Consider the following 25829-nt stretch of genomic DNA (forward strand, 5'->3'; position numbering starts at 1 on the left):
ACAGCCGCCCTTTTAGGGCGTGCAGGGTGCTCCTTTTTTTTGTATTTTTCCGCAATCCCCGGTACAATAGCAGGGTACAGAAGCCGGACGAACCGGCAGAGACGCGTGCTGCGTCCGGGCGAATCCATATGTCCAATATCCGCCGGCCCGGGAAAACGTTCCGGCGCGGACGATCCGAGGAGGAACGAAGATGAGCGAAACCATTTTCAGCAAAATTATCGACGGCAGCATCCCCAGCAAAAAAGTGTTCGAAAACGAGCGGATTTACGCGTTTCACGATATTCAGCCCGCGGCTCCGGTGCATGTGCTGATCGTGCCGAAAAAGCCGATTCCGTCGCTGGACGACATCGCCGAAGAAGACGCGGCGCTGATCGGGGAGATTCATCTGGTCGCGGCAAAGCTTGCGCGCGAGCTCGGTATTGCGGGCGGCGGATACCGCGTGATCAACAACTGCGGAGACGACGGTGGCCAGACGGTTCCGCACCTGCATTTCCACCTGCTCGGAGGAGCGAAATTAGGCGCGCTGACAGGGATTTCCGGCTCGCATAACTAAGGCTGAAAGACTTCGTTCAAGGATTTTTTCTAAGCATTGACACGAGGTTCGATTTTCGCCTATAATGAAAGTTGATTAACCGTGTTATGCTCTTGGACGGTCTGGTCGGAGGGAGGGGAAACTGGTGTCTGAAACTAAAGTTCGCAAAAACGAGACTATCGATGCTGCTCTTCGCCGCTTTAAACGCTCTATTGCAAAAGACGGCGTGTTGGCGGAAGTCAAGAAGCGCAAGCATTACGAGAAGCCTAGCGTAAAGCGCAAGAAAAAGTCTGAGGCTGCTCGCAAAAGAAAGTTCTAATGATGTGAAGGGTTTATTGCGCTTGTTTTTTTGCGCTTTGACTACACATCATTGGTAGGAGGATTTATTTGTAATGAATCTTAGCGAACGATTAAACGAAGATATGAAACAAGCCATGCGGAGTAAGGATAAATTCAAACTCTCCACCATACGAATGATTCGCGCGACGATCAAGAACCAGGAGATCGATACGAAGCGGACTTTGGATGACGAGGAAGTGCTTGATATTCTGAGTCGTGAGATCAAACAGCGCAAAGATGCCCTCCATGAGTTCGAAAAAGCAGGTCGTGAAGATTTGGCCGAGACTGTCAAAGCCGAAATCGACATTGTTGCTGAATACCTTCCCGCTCAGCTTGGCGAAGAAGAAGTTAAAGCCATTGTACAGCAGACCATCCAGGAAACCGGTGCTTCTTCCAAAGCCGATATGGGCAAAGTCATGGCCGCTTTGATGCCTAAAGTCAAAGGGCGCGCCGACGGGAAGTTGGTTAACCAAGTGGTTCAGCAGTACCTGCAATAGACGAGTGAAACGAACACCCTTCCGGAAACGGAAGGGTGTTTTTGTATTCGGGCTGTTTTTTCGGAAGATTTATGTGGAAAGTTTCGATTTTTTTGAAACGCAAACGTTCAACGGGCGTATACTAGTAATGAAAAGACTTTATTGTGTCCAGAGGGTTGCAAAAGGCAAGCAAAGAGACATTTGACGAAGGAGGGAGGATCTGGTGAATACACATACCCGGTCCAAATGGTTCGTCGGATTGGCGGCCTCGTTCTGGCTCGCCGTCTGGACGGTCGGCATTCCGCTGATCGCCTGTACATCGTTTGCGTCGACGGCTTCGGCCGCCGGTCCGTTAGGAGCAGCGAGTTTCGGTTTGCCCGCCCAGACGGGATTTATATCCCACGCGGCCGATTTTCTGACGACCCCGATTATGCTGACCCTGCTGCTGTTTATCGGATTGGCGGGAGTGGTGATCGAACTGCTGCTGCCCGGATTGATTTTCCCGGGAGTGCTGGGCGTCTCCGCTTTTATCCTGTACTTTTTGGCCAATACGTTCGCCGGGTTCGCGAGCACCTACGTATGGCTGCTGTTCGCGGTCGGGATCGTGTTGATGGCGCTGGAAATGTTTATTCCGAGCTTCGGAATACTGGGCCTGCTGGGAGCGGGCTCGCTGATTGGAGGAGTAGTTATGGCGGCTTGGGACACGGGTCATGCGTTCACCTCGCTCGGCATCGCGTTCGTTCTGGCTTCCGCGGCGGTCGGCATCGTCGCGTTCGTATTCAAGGAACGCGGAATCTGGAATCGCTTTATTTTGAAAGACAGCCTGACCTCGGAAGCCGGCTACAATTCGGCCGTTACGCGCTATGAACTGGTCGGACGCGACGGCGTGTCGCTGACTCCGCTGCGGCCTTCCGGCACCGTCCTGATCGACGGCGAACGGATCGACGTGGTTACCGAAGGCGGCTTTATCGAACGCGACAAAGCCGTAACGATCGTCAAGACGGAAGGCGGACGCGTCGTGGTGCAGGAGAAGTGGCACAGCGGCCTCGGTCCGATCGAGCCGATCTGAATCGGCGATCCTGTGCGGCGGCCGATCGTTTCGGCGGACGAACCGCATGTTCCGACCGGCTCGGCGCCGCGCCGAACCGGACTGCTTCAAAAGGCGGATCATATCCGCCGCGTCACATAACGAGGTCCGCGAAGTCCGGCGGGGCGCCTGCGCCCCGCCGGAGCGGAAGGACCGATATCTGGAGGGGTACTTATGGTAGAAGCGGCTTGGATCACCCCGCTGCTGATTATTGTCGTAGCGGTTATTTTACTCAGTGTTTTCTTTAGCTTTTTCCCGGTCGCGTTGTGGATTTCCGCGCTTGCTTCCGGTCTGCGTCTGAGCATCATTACGCTCGTCGCCATGCGGCTGCGGCGCGTTACGCCGGCCCGGATCGTCAATCCGATGATCAAAGCGCACAAAGCCGGCATCAGCCTGACCATCAACCAGCTGGAAAGTCACTATCTGGCCGGCGGTAACGTCGACCGGGTCGTCAACGCCTTGATTGCGGCACATCGCGCGAACATTCCGCTGGAATTCGAACGCGCCGCGGCGATCGACCTGGCCGGCCGGGACGTGCTCCAGGCTGTGCAGATGAGCGTTAACCCGCGCGTAATCGAGACGCCGAGCGTTTCGGCGGTCGCCCGCAACGGGATCGAGGTCGTCGTTATCGCGCGTGTAACGGTAAGAGCCAATATCGACCGCCTGGTCGGCGGCGCCGGCGAAGAAACGATCATCGCCCGTGTCGGCGAAGGGATCGTTACGACGGTCGGCTCCAGCGATACGCACAAAGAAGTCCTGGAGAACCCGGATAAGATTTCGCGCACCGTGCTCGAAAAAGGACTGGACGCCGGCACGGCGTTCGAAATCCTGTCGATCGATATCGCGGACGTGGATGTCGGCAAAAATATCGGCGCGTTCCTGCAAACCGAACAGGCGGAAGCCGACAAACGCATCGCGCAGGCGAAAGCCGAAGAAAGACGCGCGATGGCCGTAGCGGAAGAACAGGAAATGAACGCGCGCGTCGTCGAGATGAGAGCGCGGGTCGTCGAAGCGGAATCCGAAGTTCCGATCGCGATGGCCGAAGCGCTGCGCGGCGGCAACCTGGGCGTCATGGATTACCTCAATATGAAAAATATCGAAGCCGACACGGAAATGCGCGGCTCCCTCGGCGGAGTGGGCGTTACGCATGTGGAACCCCGGGGATCGGACAATAAGTAAACGGCAGAACAGGAGGGGACCTCATGCCCCAGTTCTTGGAATGGTTGTTTAGCCACTTTTATATCGTCTTGATTATTGCGGGCGCGCTGTTCTCCGTATTCGGCAAAGCCAACGCAGGCAAAAAGAACGGGGGCGGCGAACCGTTCGGCGGAGGCGGGGCAGGTCCAAACAGACGAACTTTGCAGGGCGGCCCGGGGCAAAGCCGCAGGCTTCCCGGCTCGCCCGGGGCCGACCAACCGGGACAATCGCCGTTCTCGGGCGCCCCGCTTCGTTCGGGCGAACCCGACGGCGACGGCCGCGAGCGCATGACGCTCGATCAGGCTTCCCGGCAGATGAACACGGAGATCGACCGGCGGCTGCGCGAGCAGCGCTCGCAGCGCCGCCGCTCCGGAAGCGTGGAAGACGCGGCGCGCGAGATCGAACGCGCGGCTGCGGGCGAACGGCAGCCTCAACCGCCCAAAGCGCCGAAAGCGTCCAAACCGGCGCGCGATTCGCGCAAGCACAGCGAGCCGGCGGCCGCTTCCGCGGCTTCGGCCTGGCCGAAAGCCACGGCCGAAGAACTGCGCAAAGGGATTCTGTGGGCCGAAATCCTGGGCGAGCCCAGGGCCCGTAAGCGTTACTCTTCCGGACGCCGATGAATGCGAACCGCCGGATCGGTTTTGCGGCACTGCCGGCCTTCTTCGTCCACGGACGAAAAAGGCCGGCTTTTCTTATCGTTTCGAAGAACAGCCGCCGCCTGACGCCGCAGGCCGCGGCCGGCCGAAATCTTTTGCATGGGAAGTCAGACAATGGTAAAGTTGAGGAATAAGCCCCGCTCCGGGGCTGAATCAGGCAGAGGGATGCCGCAGCCCGGATGAAACTATCGTTTAAGGAGACTGAGAGCATTTGACAGAACAGACGCGAAGCATCAAGATCCCGCTTCAGAACGCAGGGGAAGGATTGGCCTTGTTTGGTCCGCAGGATACGTATCTCAAATTGATTGAGGGACAGTTCGACACCCGGATCGACAGCCGGGAAGCCGAAATCGCCGTGCACGGACCGCAGAACCAGGTGGATATGCTGGAGCAGCTGTTCGACGTGCTGCTGCAGTTGGTCCGCAACGGCTATAACCTGACCGAACGCGACGTGCAGTACGCGCTGGACCTCGCCCGCGAATTCCGCGCCGATCAGCTGCTCGATTTGTTCAAGGGAGAGATCGCGCTGACGTTCCGCGGCAAGCCGATCCGCCCGAAAACGATCGGACAGAAACATTATGTAACGACAATCAAGAAAAAAGATATCGTATTCGGCATCGGACCCGCCGGTACCGGCAAAACCTATCTGGCGGTCGTGCTCGCCGTGACCGCCCTCAAAGAAGGTCTGGTCAAGCGGATCGTGCTGACCCGTCCGGCCGTCGAAGCGGGCGAGAGCCTGGGCTTCCTGCCCGGAGACCTGCAGGAGAAAGTCGATCCGTATCTGCGTCCGCTCTACGACGCGCTGTACGACGTGATGGGCACCGAGCAGGTCGCCAAAGCGCTCGAACGCGGCCTGATCGAGATTGCGCCGCTTGCTTACATGCGCGGCCGCACGCTCGACGATTCGTTCATCATTCTTGACGAAGCGCAGAATACGACGCCAGAGCAGATGAAGATGTTCCTGACCCGGATCGGCTTCGGCTCGAAGATGGTCATTACCGGCGACGTTACCCAGATCGACCTGCCGCGCGGCAAAAAGTCCGGACTCGTGGAAGCACGTTTGATACTCAGCGATATTGAAGATATCGGATTCGTTACGTTTGCCGAAGAGGACGTCGTGCGTCATTCGATCGTCCAGAAAATTATTGTCGCTTACGAGAAGGCGGCGGAAAGCATCGAATAATACCGGAGGTCTTTCCATATGACTTCGAAAGAAAAACGGAAACGCAAAGCCGATCCCAAACTTGCCGGCTGGAAAAACAGCCGCGCGGTCAAGATGGCCCTGTTCGCCCTGCTGACGCTGATGTTCTATGTGGCGCTGGCGCCCAAGCTGCTGCCGGAAAAGTACGATATCCAGGTCAATATGCCGAGCGACAAAGAGATCCTGGCGCCGACCCAGATTCCGAACAGCAAAGCGACGCTGCAGGCGCAGGAAGAAGCGGCCGAGAAAGTTCAGCAGGTGTATCGGATCGTCTCCATGCGCAACGATACGCTGGTCAGCCAGCTGCTGGACCGGATCGATACGCTGAACCAGGACGACCAGCTTACCGAAGGCAACAAAGTGGAGATCTACAAGGAAGAACTTCCGCAGCGCGTCGACCAGTTCGTCGCCAACTTTATTCGCGGCAGCAGTACGGGCACTACCTATTCGGCCACGCTGCTGCAGGAAGTGCGGGCGCGGCTGGACGAGCAGAAGTACGATATTCCGGAAGAAACGTTTTATAAGATTCCGTCGCTGACTTCGGCCCAGATCCAGGCGATGAAGCCGGTGGCGATCGAGATCGTTTCCCGGCTGATGAACGACCAGATTACCGACGCGCAAACGGCGCGGGCGCGCGTTGCCGAATTTATCAGCCGCAGTTCGCTGACCGACCGCACTTCGCGCGAGGTCGTCCAGGAACTGATCCGGCTGTCGATCACGGCCAACCGCTTCTACGACGAAGAAGCGACCAAGGAAGCGGCCGTGCAGGCGCGCGAGAACACCGAAACCGTCTATATCGAGCAGGGAGACGTACTGATCCACCGGGGAGAAACGATCACCCAGGACATGTACAATCTGCTGCGCGAGAACGATATGCTGAAGACCGAAGTCAACTACTGGCCTCAGTTCGGTCTGCTGCTGCTGTCCGGCCTGCTTTCGATGGGCATGCTGCTGTTTACCCGCCAGAACGGCGACACGTTCCAGTACGGCAATCCGCAGCTGCTGATGATTGTCTTGATTTACTTTATCATGCTGATCGCCATGCATCTGACGGCGCTCGTTCAGCGCGATACGATGAATTACGTCGGCTATCTGGCGCCTGTCGCCATCGGCTGCACGCTCATTACGCTGCTGCTGAATATTCCGTTCGCTTACTTTAGCGCAATCGTGTTCTCCGTGCTGGCGAGCGTGGTGCTGAATAGCGGACCGGCGGGCATTTTCGATTTTCATTTCGGATTCTATACGCTTGTGGTTTCGTTCGCGGCGATCTTTACCGTGCACCGGGCCAGCCAGCGTTCGACCATCCTCAAAGCGGGGATCATGGTCAGTTTGTTCGGGGCGATCGCGGTGCTGGCGCTTTCGCTGATCGGCGATACGAGTCCGGACCGCAATACGCTGCTGTACTCGGTCGGCTTCGCGCTGGCCGCGGGTCTGCTGACCGCCATCCTGGCGATCGGGCTGATGCCGTTCTTCGAAGTCACGTTCGGCATCTTGTCGGCGCTCAAGCTGGTCGAGCTGTCCAACCCGAACCATCCGCTGCTGCGCAAACTGCTGATCGAGACGCCGGGAACGTATCATCACAGCGTCATGGTCGGCAATCTGTCGGAAGCGGCGGCCGAAGCGATCGGGGCGAACGGTCTGCTGTGCCGCGTCGGTTCTTATTATCACGATATCGGCAAGACCAAGCGTCCGAGCTATTTTATCGAAAACCAGACCAATATTGAAAATCCGCACGATTCGATCGATCCGAAGCTGAGCAAGTCGATTATTATCGCGCACGCGCGCGACGGCGTCGAGATGCAGAAAGAATACAAGCTGCCGAAGCGCATTCGCGATATCGCGGAGCAGCATCACGGCACCACGTTCCTGTATTTCTTCTATCAAAAAGCGCTGAAGCAGGCGGAAGAACGCGGCGTCGAGCCGGACTTTACCGAAGCGGAGTTCCGCTATCACGGCCCGAAAGCGCAGACCAAGGAAGCGGCGGTCGTGGGCATCGCGGACAGCGTGGAAGCGGCGGTCCGCTCGCTGCACAAGCCGACGATCGAACAGGTCGAATCCATGATCGGGAAGATTATCAAAAGCCGCCTGGACGATCAGCAGTTCAACGAATGCGATATCACGCTCAAAGAACTCGACGTGGTCGCCAAAACGCTGAAGGAAGCGGTGATGGGCATCTTCCATTCGCGGATCGAATATCCGGAAGAAGAGAAGCCCAAAGCAAAGGAGAATTGAAGCATGAGCCTGAATCTGGATTGGAACAACGAGCAAACGGATTATGAAATCAGCGAAGAATTGATCGCGCGTCTGAACCGGCTGCTTCAAGCCGCCGGCGAAACCGAAGGCGTGACCGAAGGCGAAGTGGCGCTGACTTTTGTGGACGACGAAGAGATTCACCGGCTGAACAAAGAATTCCGGAATATCGACCGTCCGACCGATGTGCTCTCGTTCGCGATGCGCGAATCGGCCGGGGACGAACCGGAGATGGAGATTACGTACGAGTACGAGCAGGGCGAAGAAGAAGGCCCCGAACTCGACGAGATGCTCGGCGATATTATCGTATCCGTTCCGCGCGCGATCGCCCAGAGCGAAGATTACGGCCATTCCGTCGAGCGCGAACTCGGATTTTTGGTTGTGCACGGATTTTTGCATCTGCTCGGCTACGATCACCAGACGGCCGAAGACGAAGCCGAGATGATGGGCAAGCAGGAAGCGGCGCTGCAAAAAGTGGGGCTGACGCGGTAATGGACAAACGGCGCACCTGGCTGGACGTGTTCCGCAATGCCTGGGACGGCGTGCGGGCGACCGCTTCGACGGAGCGGAATTTCAAAGTTCATCTGGCGCTGAGCGCGGCGGTGTTCGCCCTGGGCGGGCTGCTGCGCGTGCCGCGGCTGGACTGGGCGCTGCTCTGTCTGGCGATGGGACTCGTGCTCTCCGCCGAACTGATGAATACGGCCGTCGAGGCGGCCGTTAATTTGACTGTGGGGGAACGGATACATCCGCTGGCGAAAAAAGCCAAGGACGCCGCCGCGGGGGCCGTGCTGGCCTCCGCGGTTTTTGCCGCCGTGATCGGACTGCTCGTGTTCGGCCCGCCTTTGCTGGGTCTGGCGCGGAACTGGGGATGGCTGTAGAATAGGGAGTGCTCCCGCGCAGGGATTCTGCCGGGGGATGCGAGAGGGGACGTTAACGATGGATAAAGCGGCATTGATGCGCCTGGCGGTCGAAGCCCGGGAACGGGCTTACGTGCCGTATTCGAATTTCAAAGTAGGGGCGGCTCTGCTCGACGAGCACGGGGAAGTCCATTACGGCTGCAACGTGGAGAACGCGGCGTACGGACCGTCGAACTGCGCCGAACGCACGGCGCTGTTTCGCGCGATCGCGGACGGGCGGAAGCCCGGCAGCTTTCAAATGCTGGCGGTCGTCGGCGACACGGACGGTCCGATTGCGCCCTGCGGCGTCTGCCGCCAGGTGCTGGTCGAGCTGTGCCGCCCGGATATGCCGGTCGTGCTGGGCAATCTGAAAGGCGATACGCGCGAGACGACGATCGGCGAACTGCTGCCGGACGCGTTCGGCCCGTGGAATCTGTAAACTTCGGCCGGAACGTTCCGGATTGAATACAAGATTGTTTTTAAAAAGATATTCGACATCACGAAGGAGGAATACGATGCAGAGCAAAGGATTCAAATCGGGGTTCGTCGCGATCGTCGGCCGGCCGAACGTCGGCAAGTCGACGCTGATGAACCAGATTATCGGACAGAAGATCGCGATCATGTCCGACAAGCCGCAGACGACGCGCAACAAGATTCACGGCGTATACACGGGGGAAGGCAAACAGATCGTATTTCTGGATACGCCGGGCATTCATAAGCGGCAGTCCAAGCTGGGCGACTTTATGAACAATACCGCGCTCAACACGCTGGGCGAAGTCGAAGCGGCGCTGTTCCTCGTCGACGCTTCCGAAGGCATCGGCGGCGGCGACCGTTATATTATCGAACAGCTCGGCAGGATCAAAACGCCGGTGTTCCTGATCCTGAACAAGATCGACCTGATCGAGCCGGAAGCGCTGCTGCCGCTGATCGAGACGTACCGCAAGCTGTACGAATTCGCGGAGATCGTGCCGATCTCGGCCAAGCTGGGCAGCAATGTCAATACGCTGATGGAGCAGATCGGCAAATACCTGCCGGAAGGCCCGCAGTATTATCCGGAAGACCAGGTAACGGACCATCCGGAGCAGTTCGTCATCGCCGAGCTGATTCGCGAGAAGATCCTGCAGATGACGCGCGAAGAAGTGCCGCACTCGATCGCCGTGACGATTGAAGACATGAAGATGCAGGAGAACGGCATCGTCTATGTCGGAGCGGTTATTTTCGTGGAACGTGATTCGCAGAAAGGGATCGTGATCGGCAAGCAGGGCGCCATGCTCAAAGAAGTCGGCAAACGGGCGCGCCAGGATATCGAGAATCTGCTCGGCTCGAAGATCTTCCTGGAACTGTGGGTCAAAGTGAAAAAAGACTGGCGCAACCAGGACCGCGTGCTGCGCGATCTGGGCTTCCACCGGGACGCGTAGATGCTGTACCGTCTCGAAGGAATCGTGATCCGGGCGATGGACTACGGGGAAACGAACAAGATTATTACGCTCTGCACGCAAACGCACGGCAAGATCGGCGTAATGGTGCGCGGAGCCAAAAAGGTCAAAAGCCGCTACGCTTCGCTGACCCAGCCTTTTACGTACGGCGTGTTCAACTTTTTTCGCGGCGGAAGCGGGCTCGGCACGCTGAACGACGCGGAGATCTACGAGTCGAATCATAAACTGCGCGAAGATCTGGTACTGGCCGCGCACGGCTCTTACGCCTGCGAGCTGATCGACCGGGCGCTGCAGGACGAGGACACCGGCAGCTTCTGGTTCGAACAGCTGCTGGCGTTTCTAAGCGGAATGCGCGAAGGCAAAGATCCCGAGGTGATGATCCGCCTGTTCGAGATGAAGATTCTGCAGGCTGCCGGCTACGGTCCCGAACTTGAGATCTGCGCGGCCAGCAGGAATCCGGTCGAAGGCGACGCGTTGATCAGCCCGCGGCTCGGCGGCGTGCTGAGCGTTCCTTTTCGCGCGGCCGATCCGTATGCGGTGCATGTGACGGCCCGGGCGCTGTCGCTGCTGAGAGTATTCGCGCGGCTGGATCTGCGGCGGCTGGGCAATGTGGACGTCAAACCGGAAACGAAAGCCGAGCTCAAAAAAGCCATGGCCGCGCTGATGCAGGAACACATGGGGATGAACCTGAAGTCCAAGCGTTTTCTCGACCAGCTGGATCAATACGGTTTTGACAAATAAGCATGTCCGTCTTACAATAAAGAAACATTGCTTAGATCTTCGCAGCGGCGTTGAACGGAAAGCATGCGAATTCCATAACGGTCTTACACCAGCGAGCCGGGGACAGTGCAAGCCCGGACAGACCGTAATTCGCATGATTTGGCATTTCCGGGAGCGGGCGAAGTTCGAAGCGTTCGGAAAAGAGGAATGCGGCATGCGGCCGTCTTGGCGGCGCCGCGCATTCAAGTAGGGTGGAACCGCGGGAGAAACAACGTGTTTTCTTAATGAATCACGTTTTCGGACTCTCGTCCCTACGTCTGTCCATCAGGCGTAAGGACGGGAGTTTTTTGCGTGCTTTTCGCGTTCGGAAACCTCCCGCTCCGGTCGGCCGACCATTTTAGCAAAGGGGTGCTTATGATGAATTTTCAAGGCATGATCCTGACGCTCCAGAAATTCTGGGCGGATCAGGGATGTATCAACGCGCAGCCGTACGATACGGAGAAAGGCGCCGGCACGATGAACCCGATGACTTACCTGCGTTCGCTCGGTCCCGAACCTTGGAAAGTCGCGTATGTCGAGCCTTCGCGCCGCCCGTCGGACGGACGTTACGGCGAGAACCCGAACCGGTTGTACCAGCATCACCAGTTCCAGGTCATCATCAAACCTTCGCCGGACAATATCCAGGAGCTGTATCTGGAAAGCCTCAAAGCGCTCGGCGTCGATCCGCTGATCCACGATATCCGTTTTGTCGAAGACAACTGGGAAAATCCGACGCTGGGATGCGCGGGTCTCGGTTGGGAAGTATGGCTGGACGGCATGGAAATTACGCAGTTTACGTATTTTCAACAGGTCGGCGGTCTGGAAACGAATCCGGTCGCGGTCGAAATCACGTACGGCATGGAGCGGCTCGCTTCGTATATCCAGGACAAAGAGAACGTATTCGATCTGGAGTATGTGGAAGGCATGACTTACGGCGATGTGTATCGTCAGGCGGAGTACGAGCATTCCAAGTACACCTTCGAGCTGTCGGACGTTAAAATGCTGTTCACTTTGTTCAATATGTACGAGCAGGAAGCGGCGCGCGCGGCGAACGAGAATCTTGTTTTTCCGGCGTACGATTACGTGCTCAAATGTTCGCATACGTTCAATCTGCTCGACGCTCGCGGCGCGATCAGCGTCACGGAACGGACCGGCTATATCACCCGCGTGCGCAATCTGGCGCGCAAAGTAGCGGCCGCTTACGTCGAGGAACGCGAGAAGCTCGGCTTCCCGCTGATCAAGAAAGGAGGGGAAGCGTAATGGCAAAGGATCTGCTGCTCGAAATCGGGCTTGAAGAAGTACCGGCCCGCTTCCTGCGCGCCGCGATGAACCAACTGCGCGAGAAAACGGAGAAATGGCTGGACGCTTCGCGTCTGGGTTACGAACAAGTCGAAGCTTACGCGACGCCGCGGCGCCTGGCCGTGCTGGCTCGCGGCGTAGCCGAGAAGCAAAGCGACGTCAGCGAAGAAGTCAAAGGCCCGTCGCGCAAGATCGCCCAGGACGCAAACGGCGAATGGACCAAAGCCGCGCTTGGCTTCGCCCGCAGCCAGGGCGTGGAAGCCAGCGACTTTACGTTTAGGGAAGTCGGCGGCGTGGAATACATTTACGCCACCAAAAGCCTGAACGGGCAGGAAGCTTCGGCGCTGCTGCCGGAAGGTCTGAAAAACATCATCTCGTCGCTGACATTCCCCAAAAATATGCGCTGGGGCGCGTACGATTTCAAATTCGTGCGCCCGATTCGCTGGATGGTGTCGCTGTTCGGAGGGGACGTCGTGCCGTTCGAAATCACGGACGTGACGACGGGCCGCGTCACGCGCGGGCACCGGTTCCTCGGCGGCGAAGCGTCGATCGCGCAGGCCGGCGATTACGTCGAAGCGCTGCGCGCCCAGCATGTGCTGGTCGACGTGGAAGAGCGCCAAACGCTGATCCTGAATCAGATCCGCGAGCTGGCCGAAGCGAAGAACTGGAATATCGCGATCAAAGACGATCTGCTGGAAGAAGTGCTGTTCCTGGTGGAAACGCCGACGGCGCTGTTCGGCACGTTCGAAGAATCGTTCCTGAATATCCCGCAGGATGTACTGATTACGTCCATGCGCGAGCATCAGCGCTACTTCCCGGTGCTGGACGCCGAAGGCAAGCTGCTGCCTTTCTTCGTGACGGTGCGCAACGGCGACGACCGCTCTTTGGACTTCATCGCCAAAGGCAACGAGAAAGTGCTGCGCGCCCGGTTGTCGGACGCCAAGTTCTTTTATGAGGAAGACCAGAAACTGCAGATCAAAGACGCGCTGTCGAAGCTCGAAAACGTGGTGTTCCACGAAGAGCTGGGCAGCACCGGCGACAAAGTGCGCCGTATCCGCCAGACGGCGGACCGGATTGCTTCGCTGCTGGGCGTAAACGCCGAGACGGCGCAGGATATCGGCCGCACGGCGGATATCTGCAAATTCGACCTCGTGACGCAGATGGTGTACGAATTCCCGGAACTTCAGGGCGTGATGGGCGAAGACTACGCGCGCAAAGCCGGCGAGAAAGAAGCCGTCGCCCGCGCCGTATTCGAACATTACCAGCCGCGCTTTGCGGGCGAATCGGTTCCGGCGTCGATCGTAGGCTCGGTCGTCAGCCTTGCGGACAAAACGGACGCGATCGTCGGCTTTTTCGGAATCGGCATTGTGCCGACCGGCTCGCAGGATCCTTACGCGCTGCGCCGCCAGGCGGCGGGCATCGTGCAGATTCTGCTCGATCACGATCTGGACTTGACGCTCGACCAGCTGTTCGAACTTTCGCTGTCGGTGCATGAACAGGCGGGCAACCTCAAGCGTTCCGCGGACGAAGTGCGCAAAGACCTGGAAAGTTTCTTCGAACTTCGCGTGAAAAAACTGCTGTCGGAAACACTGCGTTACGATGTGGTGGACGCGGTAATCGCGGCGGGAGCCGGCGATATCTCGGCGGTGGTCACCCGCGGCAAAACACTGATGAACGCCGTGCTGCACGTCGAAGATTTCAAAACGACGGTCGAGTCGTTTACGCGTACCGGCAATCTGGCCTCGAAAGCGGACGGCCGCGAAGTGAAGCCGGAGCTGTTCGAAGGCGAAGCCGAGCGCGAGCTGTACCGGGCCTGGGAACTGCTGCACGGACAGCGCGCCGCCCGGGATTACGCCGAAGAAGAAGGGTATACGACTGCGGCCGAGGCCGAGCTGACGGCGCTGTCGGCGCTCAAGCAGCCGATTACAACGTTCTTCGACCGGGTAATGGTAATGGCAGAGGACGAGGACGTCCGGGCGAACCGGCTGGCGCTGCTGGCCGCGCTCGACCGCGAGTTGAAGACGTTCGCCGACTTCGGCAAGCTGGTCTGGCAGTAAGACTTCGCTGCCGTCCGCGCCGGGCTTTCCTTCGACCCTCGATCATTCGGGCGCGCCGCGAAGGCCGGGCCGCGACAGGCGGTTGAATAGGCAAGAACACGATACGGAATCTTTCCCGCACAGAGAGCAGGACCCGAACGCCCAGCGCGTCGGCGGTGTTTGTTTCTCTCGGGCGAAAGAGCGCGGCGCAGCACGGCCCGCTCTTCGCGCCGGCGGGAAGCATTCCGTTTTTCGCATAGACCCGGGCGTGAAGAAAAAGCGCAGGAATCTCCCGTCCGGTTAAATGAAAGGGGCTGAACAGGCATGGAAACGAAGCCCGAAGGACCGCGTATTCTGGTCGACGCCGATGCCTGCCCGGTCAAGGAAGAAGTAAAGCGGGCCGCCCGGACGGCGAACGTTCCCGCCGTCTTTGTTTCTTCTTACGATCATATGCTGCGCGAGCAGAGCGGCGTACAGATCGTCCGCGTGGACCCCGGCAAGGAAAGCGCCGACCTGTACATCGTCAACCATACGAAAGCGGGCGACGTGGTGGTTACCCAGGATTACGGCCTGGCCGCGCTGGTGCTGGCCAAAAAAGCTTTTGCGCTGTCCGAGCGCGGCGCGGTTTACGATGCCGGCAATATCGAATTTCTGCTCGACCGCCGCCATATCAGCGCCAAAGTCCGGCGCGGCGGAGGACGGACGAAAGGTCCGCGCAAATTTACGGCCGAAGACCGTGCGGTCTTTTCGGAAAAATTGTTAAAACTTTTACACGATTTGCAGGAGAAGTCATAGGTGCAGCGAATATTATTTTCATTAGAAGGTGGTTAACATGAGTACGGAATACGGAAATATTCCGGAGGAAACGATCGATGCGGTGCTGCAGCAGCACGACATCGTCGAGACGGTAGGCAGATACGTTCATCTGACCAAACAGGGCAAGTACATGAAAGGCCTGTGCCCGTTCCATTCCGAGAAGACCCCTTCTTTTACGGTGACGCCGGATCGCCAGATCTTCTACTGCTACGGCTGCGGCACGGGGGGCAACGCCATCAAATTCAGGATGGAAATCGAAGGACTTTCCTTCCCCGAGGCCGTCAAGATCATGGCGGAAGAGTCTCATATTCCTGTCCAGAACTCCGGCGGCAAGCCGGAATCGCCTCAGGACAGAGAGACCGGACGTCTCCTTCAGGCTTACGAATGGAGCGAAAAATTTTATCATTTCTTATTGAAAAACACCGAGCACGGCCGTCCCGCGCTGGAGTACCTGCGCGGACGCGGCATCGGCGACAAGCTGATCGACCAGTTCGGCATCGGCTTTGCGCCGGACCGCTGGGATACGCTCGTCCAGTTTCTCGACAAGCGCCAGTTCGATCTGGCCGAGATGGAGAAGGGCGGGCTGATTTCGGCCAAGCAGAGCGGCGACGGCTACGTCGACCGGTTCCGCGGCCGGATCATGTTTCCGATCGCGAACCGCAGCGGCAAGACGATCGCGTTCGCGGGACGGGTGCTCGGCGAAGGACAGCCGAAGTACATGAACTCGCCGGAAAGCCGGCTGTTCAACAAAAGCCGGGTGCTGTACAACTTCGGGCAGGCGCGCAGCGCCGTCCGCAAGCAGCGTCAGGCGATTCTGTTCGAAGGCTACGGCGACGTGATCGCCGCCTGGGAAGCGGGCGTGCACAACGGGATCGCGACGATGGGCACATCGCTGACCGAGCAGCACGCGGCGATGATCAAGACGACGGCCGACGAAGTGATCGTTTGCTACGACGGCGACAACGCCGGTCAGAACGCGGCGCTCAAAAGTATCCCGATCCTGGAGCAGGCGGGACTTCAAGTGAAGATCGCCATGCTGCCGCAGGGCGTCGATCCGGACGATTATATCCGGTCGAACGGCGGCGACCGCTTTACGAATCAGGTCGTGGGCGACGCCGTATCGACGACCAAGTTCAGACTGTCGAACCTGCGCCGCGGTTACAAGCTGACGGAAGAAAGCGGCCGCGTCGATTACGCCAAAGCGGCGCTGCCGGTTATCGCCGCTTTGAATTCGCCGACGGAACGCGAAGTGTATCTGCGCGAGCTGTCGTCCGAGGTCGACGTTTCGTTCGACAGCCTCAAGCAGGATTGCAACCTGCTGCGCCAGGAACAAAGCCGCCGGGCGCCGGGACCGAACGATCCGGGGCCGGAATACGGCGCACCGCCGGGCGGCGGGCAGAGCGGACGCCCGGACAAATACGGCGGCGGCAAGTACGGCAAAAGCCGGAACTTCGGCAGAGAAGGCCAGGGACGGCGATACGGAAACGACCGCAAAGCCGATGCCGGCGAAGACGTGCGCTACGAGCAGAGAATCCGTCCGGACCGCAATCTGCTGCCCGCTTATCAAACGGCCGAACGCCGGCTGTTGTTCTTGATGCTGCAGGACCGTCAAGCGGCCGATTACGTATCGCAGCGGCTCGGCGACGAGTTCAATATGCCGGAACACGCGGCGATCGCCGCATATCTGTATGCTTTTTACGCGCAGGATCGCGAGCCCGACAGCAGCCGCTTCATCTCTTCTTTGCAGGACGAGAAGCTGGAGAAGACCGTCAGCTCCATCGCGATGATGGAGGGGCCGCGCGAGTGGAACGAGCAGGTGCTGGACGACTGCATCCGGGAAGTGCGCAAAGTGCCCCGGATGCAGGGGATCGAACGCAAGCGCGAAGAAATGATGCGCGCCGAGAAATCCGGGGATTTCCTGCTCGCCGCTCAAATCGCAAGTGAAATCATAGCCCTGGAACGGCAGTAGCGAACGAGCAGTCGGTTCGAACTCCGGGGAGGAGGGAGTCTGGAATGGCGAACGAGCAACATACGGAATTGGAAGGCGAACTGACCCTTGAGCAGGTAAAAGAACAGTTGATCGAACTCGGCAAAAAGAGATCCCATCTCAGCTACAAAGAGATTGCCGAGAAGCTGTCGCCGTTCGATCAGGACCCCGAGCAGATCGACGAGTTCTACGAGCAGCTCGGCGACCTGGGTATCGAGGTCGGGGACGAAAGCGACGAGGAGGAAGAACGCTCGCGGCCGAGAAACGATCAGGAAGGCGGCGACGAGTACGAGATGGAAGACGATCTCGCGCTTCCGCCGGGCATCAAGATCAACGATCCGGTGCGCATGTATCTCAAAGAGATCGGCCGCGTTCCCCTGCTGTCCGCCGACGACGAAGTGGAATTGGCGAAGCGCATCAAGGAAGGCGACGAAGAAGCGAAGCGCCGGCTGGCGGAAGCCAACCTGCGGCTCGTGGTCAGCATCGCCAAGCGCTACGTCGGCCGGGGCATGCTCTTCCTCGATCTGATTCAGGAAGGCAATATGGGCCTGATCAAAGCCGTGGAGAAGTTCGACTACAAGAAGGGCTTCAAATTCAGTACGTACGCTACCTGGTGGATCCGCCAGGCCATTACCCGGGCCATCGCCGACCAGGCCCGTACCATCCGGATTCCGGTGCATATGGTCGAAACGATCAACAAGCTGATTCGCGTTTCCCGCCAGCTTTTGCAGGAATTCGGGCGGGAACCGACGCCGGAAGAAATCGCCGCCGAGATGGAGCTCAGCGTGGAGAAAGTGCGCGAGATTATGAAGATCGCGCAGGAACCGGTCTCGCTGGAAACGCCGATCGGCGAAGAAGACGATTCCCATCTGGGCGACTTTATCGAAGACCAGGAAGCGCTGGCGCCGGCCGACGCGGCCGCTTACGAACTGCTCAAAGAGCAGCTCGAAGACGTGCTCGATACGCTGACCGAGCGCGAAGAGAATGTGCTTCGCCTGCGCTTCGGCCTGGACGACGGCCGTACCCGCACGCTGGAGGAAGTCGGCAAAGTGTTCGGCGTTACCCGCGAACGCATTCGCCAGATCGAAGCCAAAGCGCTGCGCAAGCTGCGCCATCCGAGCCGCAGCAAACGGCTCAAAGATTTCCTGGAGTAGAGCCGCGACTCCCGTTCGGGGCTCCGAGAACCCGATAATCAAGGCCGCCGGAGCAGCGCTCCGGCGGCCTTTTTTCGCGGCGAAACGTTCGAAAGTCCCGGAATTCCATGTAAAGCGCGGGATAGGCGAATCGGCTTTTTGCGGGTACAATAAAGCGGGAACGCGGGCGGAACCCGCCGCGCACCCGGGAAAACGGATCGGCCCGGCGGCCGGCGGGCCCGCTTAATCGGTACGCGGCAATCTGCCGATATAGGAAGAAAGAGAGCGGCTTTGGCCCGAAGGAGGAGCACTTTTGGAACGGGAGAAAAAAAAGGTCATCGTCACCGAAATCGAGAATTGGCGCAAAAGCAAACTTTTACCCGAACATTACTGCGATTTTTTGTTAAACTTATATGACGACGAAGCGACGCAGAAAAAAAAGGGCACGATGTCGGTCGCCGCGCTCCAGCAGGGCAATTTCAAATTGTGGGCGCTTTCGTTCGTGACGATTGCGCTGATTTTCCTGATCGGCTTTTATTTCCCGATTCTGTCCTGGCCGTTTCAGGCCGCGGGCATCGCGGCGCTGGCTTCGTTCTGCTACGGGCTCGGTACATACGCGAAAGGCAAAGCGTGGATGGGCGGCATGGGCGGGCAGATGCTGTACGCGGCCGGCAGCCTGGTGATGCTCGGTCTGGGCGCGTGGATGATTCGCATGAACGGCTGGCCGGAAGACACGTCGATGCTGGGTCTGATCGCCGTTTGCGCCGTGGTGTGGCTGGGCGTCGGCATGACCGTTCCGAGCGGGCTGCTGCATTACTGCGGCTGGGGAGCGCTGATTCTGCTGTACGCCAAATTCTTCGGTCAGGTCAATCCGGGGGCTTCGTGGCCGCTGCTGCAGCTGCTCTGGATTCCGCTGAGCGCGCTGCTGCTGTGGCTGAGCTGGCTGGCGCATCATAAAGCGAAAAGATTCGCGGCGATTTACTTTGCGGTCGGCGTGACGCTCTGGTTTATGCCGGAGCTCGACGATCTGCTGCTGCGCCACAATGCGCCGGACGGTATCGTTTTGCTGCTGCTCGGCAAGCTGGCGCTGGCTTTTATTCTGTTGTTCTTTTGGCGAAAAAAATGGATTGCGTGGGTGTCTGTATGAAATTGTCTGTACGTTTGAATACGATTTGCGACCGGATTCCGGCGGGCAGCCGCCTGGCGGATATCGGGTCGGATCATGCGCTGCTGCCGACGTATGCGGTGCTTGAAGGCAAAGCGGATTTCGCCGTGGCCGGCGAAGTCAACCGGGGACCGTTCGACGCGGCGAGCAAACAGGTGGCGGAAACGGGCCTGGGACAAAAGGTTTCCGTCCGGCTCGGCGACGGGCTGGCGGCGATCGAAGCCGGCGAAGTGGACGTGATTACGATCGCCGGCATGGGCGGCGCGCTGATCGTCCGCATCCTGACGGAAGGGCGGGAGAAGCTCGAAGGCGTGCGGCGGCTGATTCTTCAGCCGAACGTCGGCGAGGATATCGTGCGCCGCTGGCTGCTGGCGGAAGGCTGGGTGCTGACCGGGGAAACCGTTCTCGAGGAAGACGGCAAGATTTATGAAGTGCTGACGGCCGATCGCAGCGAACGGGCGGATAAAGCGAACGCCGAGCTTTACGCGGATACGCCGGTCGGCGAACCGCCGGTGACGCTGAGCCGCGATCAGCTGCTCGACTTCGGTCCTTTTCTGGTCCGCGAGGCTTCGCCCGTGTTCCGGCTGAAATGGGAAAGCGAAATCGCCAAGCTGGAGCGGGTCGCCGGCTCGATGGGACGTTCCGACAGCGGCGACGCGGTGGAGAAGAAGGCGGCGCTTGAACGCCGCATCGAATGGATCAAGGAGGTGCTGGCATGTTTGCCAAAGGACAAACCGTCATCCAATTGATGGAGAAATTCGCGCCGAAATCGCTGGCCGTGGAGAACGACAAGATCGGCCTGCAGCTCGGCACGCTGAATAAAGAAATCACCAAAGTGCTGGTCGCGCTGGATGTCACGCACGAAGTCGCGGACGAAGCGATCTCGATGGGCGCGGAATTGATTGTCGCGCATCACGCGATCATTTTCCGGCCGCTGGCGAATCTGCGCACGGATACGCCGATGGGATCGCTGTACGAGAAGCTGATCAAGCACGATATCGCCGTTTATATCAGCCATACGAATCTCGATGCGGCCGAAGGCGGGATGAACGACTGGATGGCTTCGATCGTAGGCATCGCCGAGCCGAAACCGCTGGAAGAACTGCAAACGGAAAAGCTGTACAAGCTGGTCGTCTTCGTTCCGCGCACGCATCGCGAGCAGGTGCTAAGCGCCGTGCTCGGCGCGGGCGCGGGCCATATCGGCGAATACTCGCACTGCAGTTTCACGGCGGAAGGCACCGGTACGTTCCTGCCCGGTCAGGGCACGAATCCGCATCTGGGGCAGCCGGGCAAACTGGAAAGAGCCGAAGAAGACCGGATCGAAACGATCGTGCCGGAACGCCTGCGCTCGAAAGTCGTGCAGGCGATGCTCAAAGCGCATCCGTACGAAGAAGCCGCCTACGATCTGTACGCGCTGGAGCTCAAAGGCAAAGCGTACGGCCTCGGCCGGATCGGCAAACTGGAAACGCCGGTTACGCTGGCCGAACTGACGGACATCGTCAAGCGCGGCTTCGACGTGCCGGCGGTCCGGGTGGTCGGCGACGGAGAACGGATCGTCAAGAAAGCGGCCGTGCTCGGCGGATCGGGCAGCCGGTATATCCATCATGCGATCCGTCAGGGAGCGGACGTGCTGATTACCGGCGATATCGATTATCATACGGCGCACGACGCGCTGATGGCGGGGCTTTCCATTATCGATCCGGGGCATAACTCGGAGAAGATCATGAAGCGCGAAGTCGCCGCCGTGCTCGGACGTCTGCTCGCGGAAAGCGGCAGCCGAACAGCCGTCTACGCGTCGGAGCCGAATACCGAACCGTTCCGTTTCGCTTAAAAAAAGCGGCTGTAAAAAGACTTGCCGCCGCCGGATTTTCAAGGTATAATAAATGCCGTTGCTTAAGGGAAGTTTAACAGACAATCGCCGGTGCCGCGTAAGGCGGTACGGGAGGAAAGTCCGGGCTTCGCAGGGCGGGATGCTGGATAACGTCCAGTCAGCGCGAGCTGAAGGATTAGTGCCACAGAAATGGACCGCCGATGGCCGCGCAAGCGGCACAGGCAAGGGTGGAACCGGAGTGTAAGAGACTCCGAGGGGCGCTGGCGACTTCGTCCCTGGTAAACCCCATCCGAAGCAAGACCTAATGAAACGCGGTTTCCGGCTTGTCCGGAAACGGCCCTTGCCCGGGGTGCGTTTAGGTTGGTCGCTCGAGCCGTTCAGCAATGGACGGCCTAGACAGATGATTGTCGCTCATAGCGGGAGGGTAGTTCCCGTCTGCACCGCAAAGCAGCACAGAACCCGGCTTACGGTAAGCTTCCCGAACTGACGCAACCGATCGTTCGAAGATTTTTTAAACGGCGAATCGCACGGCGGCGCCCGATTCCTTCATCTTGGAGGAGCGGGCGCCGTTTTTCGGTTTTGCGCGTGCTTCCGGACGGCTGCGGGAACGAGAAGCGCCGCGGCGGCGTTTTTGAAACGGCCTGTCCGGTTAAGTAAAGAATAAGGCCGGCGATCCGCCTGCGGAACGCCTTTACGCATGCGGTCGGAATACGCCGATCCGGATGCTTTTCCTTAAAATTTATGCTACGATGGACGAAAGCAAGAGCAGGGTATGCAAGCGAAGCCCGCTTCGCGCGCCGCGCGATCAAATATCAAGGGGGAACCGCCGTTATGTCAGCGCCTAACGTACAGAGATTGTGTGAATCGACCAGGGAAAAGTTGAAAGAAGCCAGCCAGAGAATCGAAGCCTTTTTGAACGAATACTCGCTGCCTCAGCTTGCGGAGTCGCAGGAAGAAGAGGAAGTGGTGTACTACAAGGGCTTTTTGTCCGACCTTCGCCATCTGCTCGTTTTTTCGGAAACTTCGGCCGAAAAAATCGGCGTGCTGCTCAGACGGGCCAATTTCGATGTCGATTCCGCCGAAGACACGCTGTACAGGGTCTATCATAACGTCATCAACAGTTTCTTCTACCCAAAAAACGAATGCTACGCCGAAGACGGACGCTATGCGTATACCGGTCAGGAAGCGATTCGGTTCCGCAGAGCCATCGCGGCTCCGGGGCGCACCGTTATTCTCGACGTAACCAAAACGTACGAAGACCTGCGCGACGATCTGGATTACTACGAAAGCGACTATCTCAGCCAGCGTCGGATGAGCGCTCCGCGCTCGTAAGATTTGCGGGTTCTTTTATAGAAATCGTCGCGGCTTCCGCGCACGGACAATCCTACCGGTGAAAGGGGAACATCGACGATGATCATCGATCCCAGGACAGCCAAGCAGCTGATTGAATTTCAGTGGATAGACAGCATGAATCTGGATAAATCGTCGCTAAACAGCATGTCGCAGGGCAAGATCGACTCTTCGGTGTTCGCGACCCTGCTGCAGCAGAAGATGCAGGAATCGGGCACAAGCTCCATTTCGGCGGAAGAGCTGCTCAAGACGCTCGATGCCATCTCGCTGCCCGCCGACCAGGCCGCTTCCTTGAAAAAAGGAGCCATGTCGCTGGACGGAGGGTCTTCGCTCGACAGTTCGCCGGCGAAGATCGAGATGCCGTCCGTATCGGAGCCCAAAGTTCAGGCCGGCACGCCGAATTCGAACGCCGCGCAGTATGCGGATATCGTGGCCGCGGCCAGCGCCAAATACGGCATTCCGCAGTCGCTGATCAACGGCATCATCGACGCGGAATCGTCCTTCAATCCCAATGCCCGGTCGGGCGCGGGCGCCAAAGGGCTGATGCAGCTGATGGACGGAACGGCCGCGGGGCTCGGCGTAACCAATTCGTTCGATCCCGAGCAGAATATCAACGGAGGTTCGAGTTATATCGCGTCGCAGCTGATGCGCTACGGCGGTTCGCAGCGATTGGCGCTGGCCGCCTACAACGCGGGACCGGGCACGCTTCAGCGGCTGGGGATCAAGACGGAAGCCGATCTGGACGCCAAGTTTAGCCAACTGCCGCGAGAAACCCAGAACTATATCGGCAGAGTGGAAACGGCCCAGGCCAAGTATGTGTAAGCCGGGAATCCGGCCGGCGTGTTAAGCGAAGATCAAAAAGGAGAAGCGCGGCTTTCCCTTTTTGATCTTTTTGACGTTAAAAACGAAGGCAAACCCAAATAAAAGCCGCATAAAAAACACACGGATAGAGCGATGGAAAGAAGGTCTTCTTGTATGTTTAATTTCGATCAAGCGGCTTCGACGCCGGTTCACCCGGACGTGATTCGCACGATCGCCGAGGTTATGCAGGCCCGCAGCGGCAATCCTTCTTCGATTCACCGGGGCGGTCGGGATGCGGCAGTGCTGCTGGAGCGTTCGCGCGAAGTCTGCGCCGCCGCGCTCGGCGCGCCGCCGGAAGACGGACGGATCGTATTTACCTCGGGGGCGACGGAAAGCAACAATCTGGCGATCAAAGGAGCGCTGCTCGGCAGAACGGACGGCAGGCGGCATATCGTGACGACGATGATCGAGCATTCGTCGGTGTACGAGAGCTGCCGGCAGCTCGAAGATTTCGGCTTCGAAGTCACGTATGTGCGGCCCCGGACCGACGGGACCGTCAGTCCGGAGAGCGTGCTCGGCGCGCTGCGCGGCGATACGGCGCTTGTCAGCGTGATGCACGTCAACAACGAGACGGGAGCGGTCCAGCCGGTCGGCGAGATCGGGCGGCGGTTGAAGGAAGCCGATGCCCGCGTGCTGCTGCACGTCGACGGCGTGCAGGGTTTCGGCCGGCTGCCGCTGGATCTTGCGCGGAGCCGAATCGATCTGTACAGCGTCTCGGCGCATAAAGTGCGCGGTCCCAAAGGCGTGGGACTGCTGTTCGTCCGCCGCGGCGTGCGGTTGATTCCGCTGCTGTCCGGCGGCAGCCAGGAGCACGGGCTGCGCGCCGGGACGGAGAACACGGCCGCGATCGTCGGAGCGGCGAAGGCGTTTCGCCTGGCCGCCGAGGGAAGGCCCGAACGCGGGCGAAGATTGGGAGAGCTGCGCGCGCTGGTCGTGTCCGAAGTGCGGCGGCATGAAGGGCTGAAGCTGACCGAGCCGGCCGAAACGGCTCCGCATATCGTGCATTTTACGTTTCCGGGCTTGAAATCGGAAGTGGTTCTGCATACGCTGGAAGAGCTGAATATGCTTGTATCGGCCCAGTCGGCCTGCGCGGCGAAGACGGAGAAGCCGAGCCGGGTGCTGACGGCGATGGGGATGGACCGCGAACACGCGACGTCCGGCATTCGGATCAGCCTGGGCGACTTGCATACGGAAGAAGACGTCCGGCTGCTGTCGGAGGCGCTGGGCAGGGCGGTAAGCCGTCTGGCGCCGTTTGAGGGGAGAAAACGATAACCGATGAAGAAAACCGATTATTTACTGCTTCGCTTCGGCGAAGTTACGCTAAAAGGGCGCAACCGCGCCAGATTCGAAAAAGCGGCGGTCGAGCATGTGCGGGCGCTGCTGCGTCCGTACCCGGACGCCAAGATCCGGCGCGAGTTCGGGCGGATTTATGTCGATCCGGGCAGCGGGAGCGCCGAAGAATTGATTCCCGTGCTGCAAAACGTGTTCGGCATGACGTCGCTCAGCCCGGTGCGCGCGGTGCGGCCTGAACTTGACGAGATTGTCAAAGCGGCGGAAGAACTGGTCGAAGCGATGGAGCTGACGCGCGAAACGACTTTCAAAACGAATGTGCGCCGGGTCTGGAAAGACTTTCCGCATTCGTCGCAGGAAACCAATCCGCTCGTCGCTTCGCCGCTGCTGAAAAAATTTCCGCTGCTCAAAGTGGATATGCACGATCCCGAACTGGAGCTGAGAGTCGAAATCCGCGATCAGGCGGCTTACGTGTTCGGCGAAGTGATTCCGGGCCCGGGCGGTTTCCCGCTCGGCACGAACGGCAAAGCGCTGCTGCTGCTCTCGGGCGGCATCGACAGCCCGGTCGCGGGCTGGTCTTCGCTGCGCCGCGGCCTGGAAGTGGAATGTATCCACTTCCACAGCTATCCGTTTACAAGCGAGCAGGCCAAAGAGAAGGTGATCGATCTGGCCCGGGTGCTGGCCGGTTACGCCGGGAAGGTGCGGCTGCATATCGTGCCTTTTACCGAAGTACAGACGTCGTTCACCCGCATGGGGCAGGATAACCTGATGATTACGCTGATGCGCCGGGCCATGCTGCGCATCGCGACCAAAGTGGCGGAGCGCGAGAAAGCGCTGGCGCTCGTCACCGGCGAAAGTCTCGGACAGGTGGCCAGCCAGACGCTGCCGAGCATGAACGTGATCGAGCGGGCGACCGAGCTGCCGATTCTGCGTCCGCTGGTCATGACCGACAAAGAAGAGATTATCCGGATATCGCGCCGAATCGGCACCTACGATATTTCGGTGCTGCCGTACGAAGACTGCTGTACGCTGTTCGTGCCCAAGTCGCCTACCACCAATCCGAATCTGCGCATCGTCGGCAAAGTGGAAGCGACTACGCCGAATCTTACGCGGCTGATCGAAGAAGCGGCCGCGAATACGGAAACGATCGAATTGTACGCGGGCGACACCCGAAGTCCGGGCGCCGTTTCCGTCAACGAAGACTGGTTTTGAATATAAGCCGGAATTTTACG

General features: G+C 59.0%; 25 protein-coding genes and 1 other RNA gene. All 26 read left to right on the forward strand.

What is annotated here, in order from left to right:
• Positions 1-190: 190 nt before the first annotated feature.
• The 26 genes from QWJ34_RS05255 to thiI all read left to right on the forward strand — a co-directional run bounded on the left by QWJ34_RS05255 (position 191) and on the right by thiI (position 25809).
• Positions 191-553 (forward strand): histidine triad nucleotide-binding protein, encoded by a 363-nt coding sequence (locus tag QWJ34_RS05255; protein WP_302726023.1) that lies wholly within the window; start codon positions 191-193, stop codon positions 551-553.
• A gap of 124 nt (positions 554-677) precedes the next feature.
• The gene (gene rpsU / locus QWJ34_RS05260) at positions 678-851 is read left to right on the forward strand and encodes a 30S ribosomal protein S21 (protein ID WP_005547957.1); all 174 of its coding nucleotides are present in this window, start codon (positions 678-680) and stop codon (positions 849-851) included.
• 73 nt (positions 852-924) lie between these two features.
• Positions 925-1368 carry a GatB/YqeY domain-containing protein gene (locus QWJ34_RS05265; protein WP_302726024.1) on the forward strand — a complete coding sequence of 148 codons (444 nt, stop codon included), beginning with the start codon at positions 925-927 and terminating at the stop codon, positions 1366-1368.
• Between the two features lie 202 nt (positions 1369-1570).
• Positions 1571-2416: an NfeD family protein gene (locus QWJ34_RS05270; protein ID WP_302726025.1), complete on the forward strand. Its 846-nt coding sequence runs from the start codon at positions 1571-1573 to the stop codon at positions 2414-2416.
• A 192-nt stretch (positions 2417-2608) separates the two neighbouring features.
• Complete coding sequence (floA, locus tag QWJ34_RS05275) at positions 2609-3613, forward strand: flotillin-like protein FloA (RefSeq protein WP_302726026.1); 1005 nt, start codon at positions 2609-2611, stop codon at positions 3611-3613.
• Between the two features lie 23 nt (positions 3614-3636).
• Entirely contained in the window at positions 3637-4251 is a 615-nt protein-coding gene (locus tag QWJ34_RS05280; protein WP_302726027.1) for a hypothetical protein, read from the forward strand.
• Positions 4252-4498: 247 nt separating this feature from the next.
• Positions 4499-5470 (forward strand): PhoH family protein, encoded by a 972-nt coding sequence (locus tag QWJ34_RS05285; protein WP_302726028.1) that lies wholly within the window; start codon positions 4499-4501, stop codon positions 5468-5470.
• A gap of 18 nt (positions 5471-5488) precedes the next feature.
• A complete protein-coding gene (locus QWJ34_RS05290; protein WP_302726029.1) occupies positions 5489-7720 on the forward strand; it encodes an HD family phosphohydrolase in 2232 nt (743 codons plus the stop codon).
• A gap of 3 nt (positions 7721-7723) precedes the next feature.
• Positions 7724-8230 carry an rRNA maturation RNase YbeY gene (gene ybeY / locus QWJ34_RS05295; protein WP_302726030.1) on the forward strand — a complete coding sequence of 169 codons (507 nt, stop codon included), beginning with the start codon at positions 7724-7726 and terminating at the stop codon, positions 8228-8230.
• Entirely contained in the window at positions 8230-8616 is a 387-nt protein-coding gene (locus QWJ34_RS05300; RefSeq protein ID WP_302726031.1) for a diacylglycerol kinase family protein, read from the forward strand. Before ybeY ends, QWJ34_RS05300 begins: the two co-directional genes overlap by 1 nt.
• A gap of 58 nt (positions 8617-8674) precedes the next feature.
• Entirely contained in the window at positions 8675-9073 is a 399-nt protein-coding gene (locus QWJ34_RS05305) for a cytidine deaminase (protein WP_302726032.1), read from the forward strand.
• A gap of 76 nt (positions 9074-9149) precedes the next feature.
• On the forward strand, positions 9150-10052 hold the full coding sequence (era, locus tag QWJ34_RS05310; protein WP_302726033.1) for a GTPase Era: 903 nt from the start codon (positions 9150-9152) through the stop codon (positions 10050-10052).
• Positions 10053-10811, forward strand: a complete 759-nt coding sequence (recO, locus tag QWJ34_RS05315; RefSeq protein WP_302726034.1) for a DNA repair protein RecO — start codon at positions 10053-10055, stop codon at positions 10809-10811. It abuts the gene before it with no gap.
• A 396-nt stretch (positions 10812-11207) separates the two neighbouring features.
• The gene (gene glyQ, locus QWJ34_RS05320; RefSeq protein ID WP_302726696.1) at positions 11208-12089 is read left to right on the forward strand and encodes a glycine--tRNA ligase subunit alpha; all 882 of its coding nucleotides are present in this window, start codon (positions 11208-11210) and stop codon (positions 12087-12089) included.
• Positions 12089-14185 (forward strand): glycine--tRNA ligase subunit beta, encoded by a 2097-nt coding sequence (gene glyS / locus QWJ34_RS05325; RefSeq protein WP_302726035.1) that lies wholly within the window; start codon positions 12089-12091, stop codon positions 14183-14185. Before glyQ ends, glyS begins: the two co-directional genes overlap by 1 nt.
• A 303-nt stretch (positions 14186-14488) precedes the next feature.
• Positions 14489-14959, forward strand: coding sequence for a YaiI/YqxD family protein (locus tag QWJ34_RS05330; RefSeq protein WP_302726036.1), 471 nt, complete (start codon positions 14489-14491; stop codon positions 14957-14959).
• A gap of 37 nt (positions 14960-14996) precedes the next feature.
• Positions 14997-16949, forward strand: a complete 1953-nt coding sequence (dnaG, locus tag QWJ34_RS05335; protein ID WP_302726037.1) for a DNA primase — start codon at positions 14997-14999, stop codon at positions 16947-16949.
• Positions 16950-16993: 44 nt separating this feature from the next.
• The gene (rpoD, locus tag QWJ34_RS05340) at positions 16994-18121 is read left to right on the forward strand and encodes an RNA polymerase sigma factor RpoD (RefSeq protein WP_302726038.1); all 1128 of its coding nucleotides are present in this window, start codon (positions 16994-16996) and stop codon (positions 18119-18121) included.
• 292 nt (positions 18122-18413) lie between these two features.
• Positions 18414-19247 carry a hypothetical protein gene (locus QWJ34_RS05345; protein WP_302726039.1) on the forward strand — a complete coding sequence of 278 codons (834 nt, stop codon included), beginning with the start codon at positions 18414-18416 and terminating at the stop codon, positions 19245-19247.
• Positions 19244-20014, forward strand: a complete 771-nt coding sequence (locus tag QWJ34_RS05350; RefSeq protein ID WP_302726040.1) for a tRNA (adenine(22)-N(1))-methyltransferase — start codon at positions 19244-19246, stop codon at positions 20012-20014. Before QWJ34_RS05345 ends, QWJ34_RS05350 begins: the two co-directional genes overlap by 4 nt.
• Positions 19981-21096 (forward strand): Nif3-like dinuclear metal center hexameric protein, encoded by a 1116-nt coding sequence (locus QWJ34_RS05355; RefSeq protein ID WP_302726041.1) that lies wholly within the window; start codon positions 19981-19983, stop codon positions 21094-21096. Before QWJ34_RS05350 ends, QWJ34_RS05355 begins: the two co-directional genes overlap by 34 nt.
• 68 nt (positions 21097-21164) lie before the next feature.
• Positions 21165-21578: RNase P RNA component class A (gene rnpB / locus QWJ34_RS05360), an RNA gene on the forward strand.
• Between the two features lie 349 nt (positions 21579-21927).
• Positions 21928-22428, forward strand: a complete 501-nt coding sequence (locus QWJ34_RS05365) for a DUF3907 family protein (RefSeq protein ID WP_302726042.1) — start codon at positions 21928-21930, stop codon at positions 22426-22428.
• 78 nt (positions 22429-22506) lie between these two features.
• Entirely contained in the window at positions 22507-23268 is a 762-nt protein-coding gene (locus QWJ34_RS05370) for a lytic transglycosylase domain-containing protein (RefSeq protein ID WP_302726043.1), read from the forward strand.
• Positions 23269-23421: 153 nt separating this feature from the next.
• Entirely contained in the window at positions 23422-24579 is a 1158-nt protein-coding gene (locus tag QWJ34_RS05375; RefSeq protein WP_302726044.1) for a cysteine desulfurase family protein, read from the forward strand.
• A gap of 3 nt (positions 24580-24582) precedes the next feature.
• A complete protein-coding gene (gene thiI / locus QWJ34_RS05380) occupies positions 24583-25809 on the forward strand; it encodes a tRNA uracil 4-sulfurtransferase ThiI (protein WP_302726045.1) in 1227 nt (408 codons plus the stop codon).
• The last annotated feature ends 20 nt before the right edge of the window (positions 25810-25829 follow it).

The sequence above is a fragment of the Saccharibacillus sp. CPCC 101409 genome (assembly GCF_030518235.1).
Lineage (GTDB): Bacteria > Bacillota > Bacilli > Paenibacillales > Paenibacillaceae > Saccharibacillus.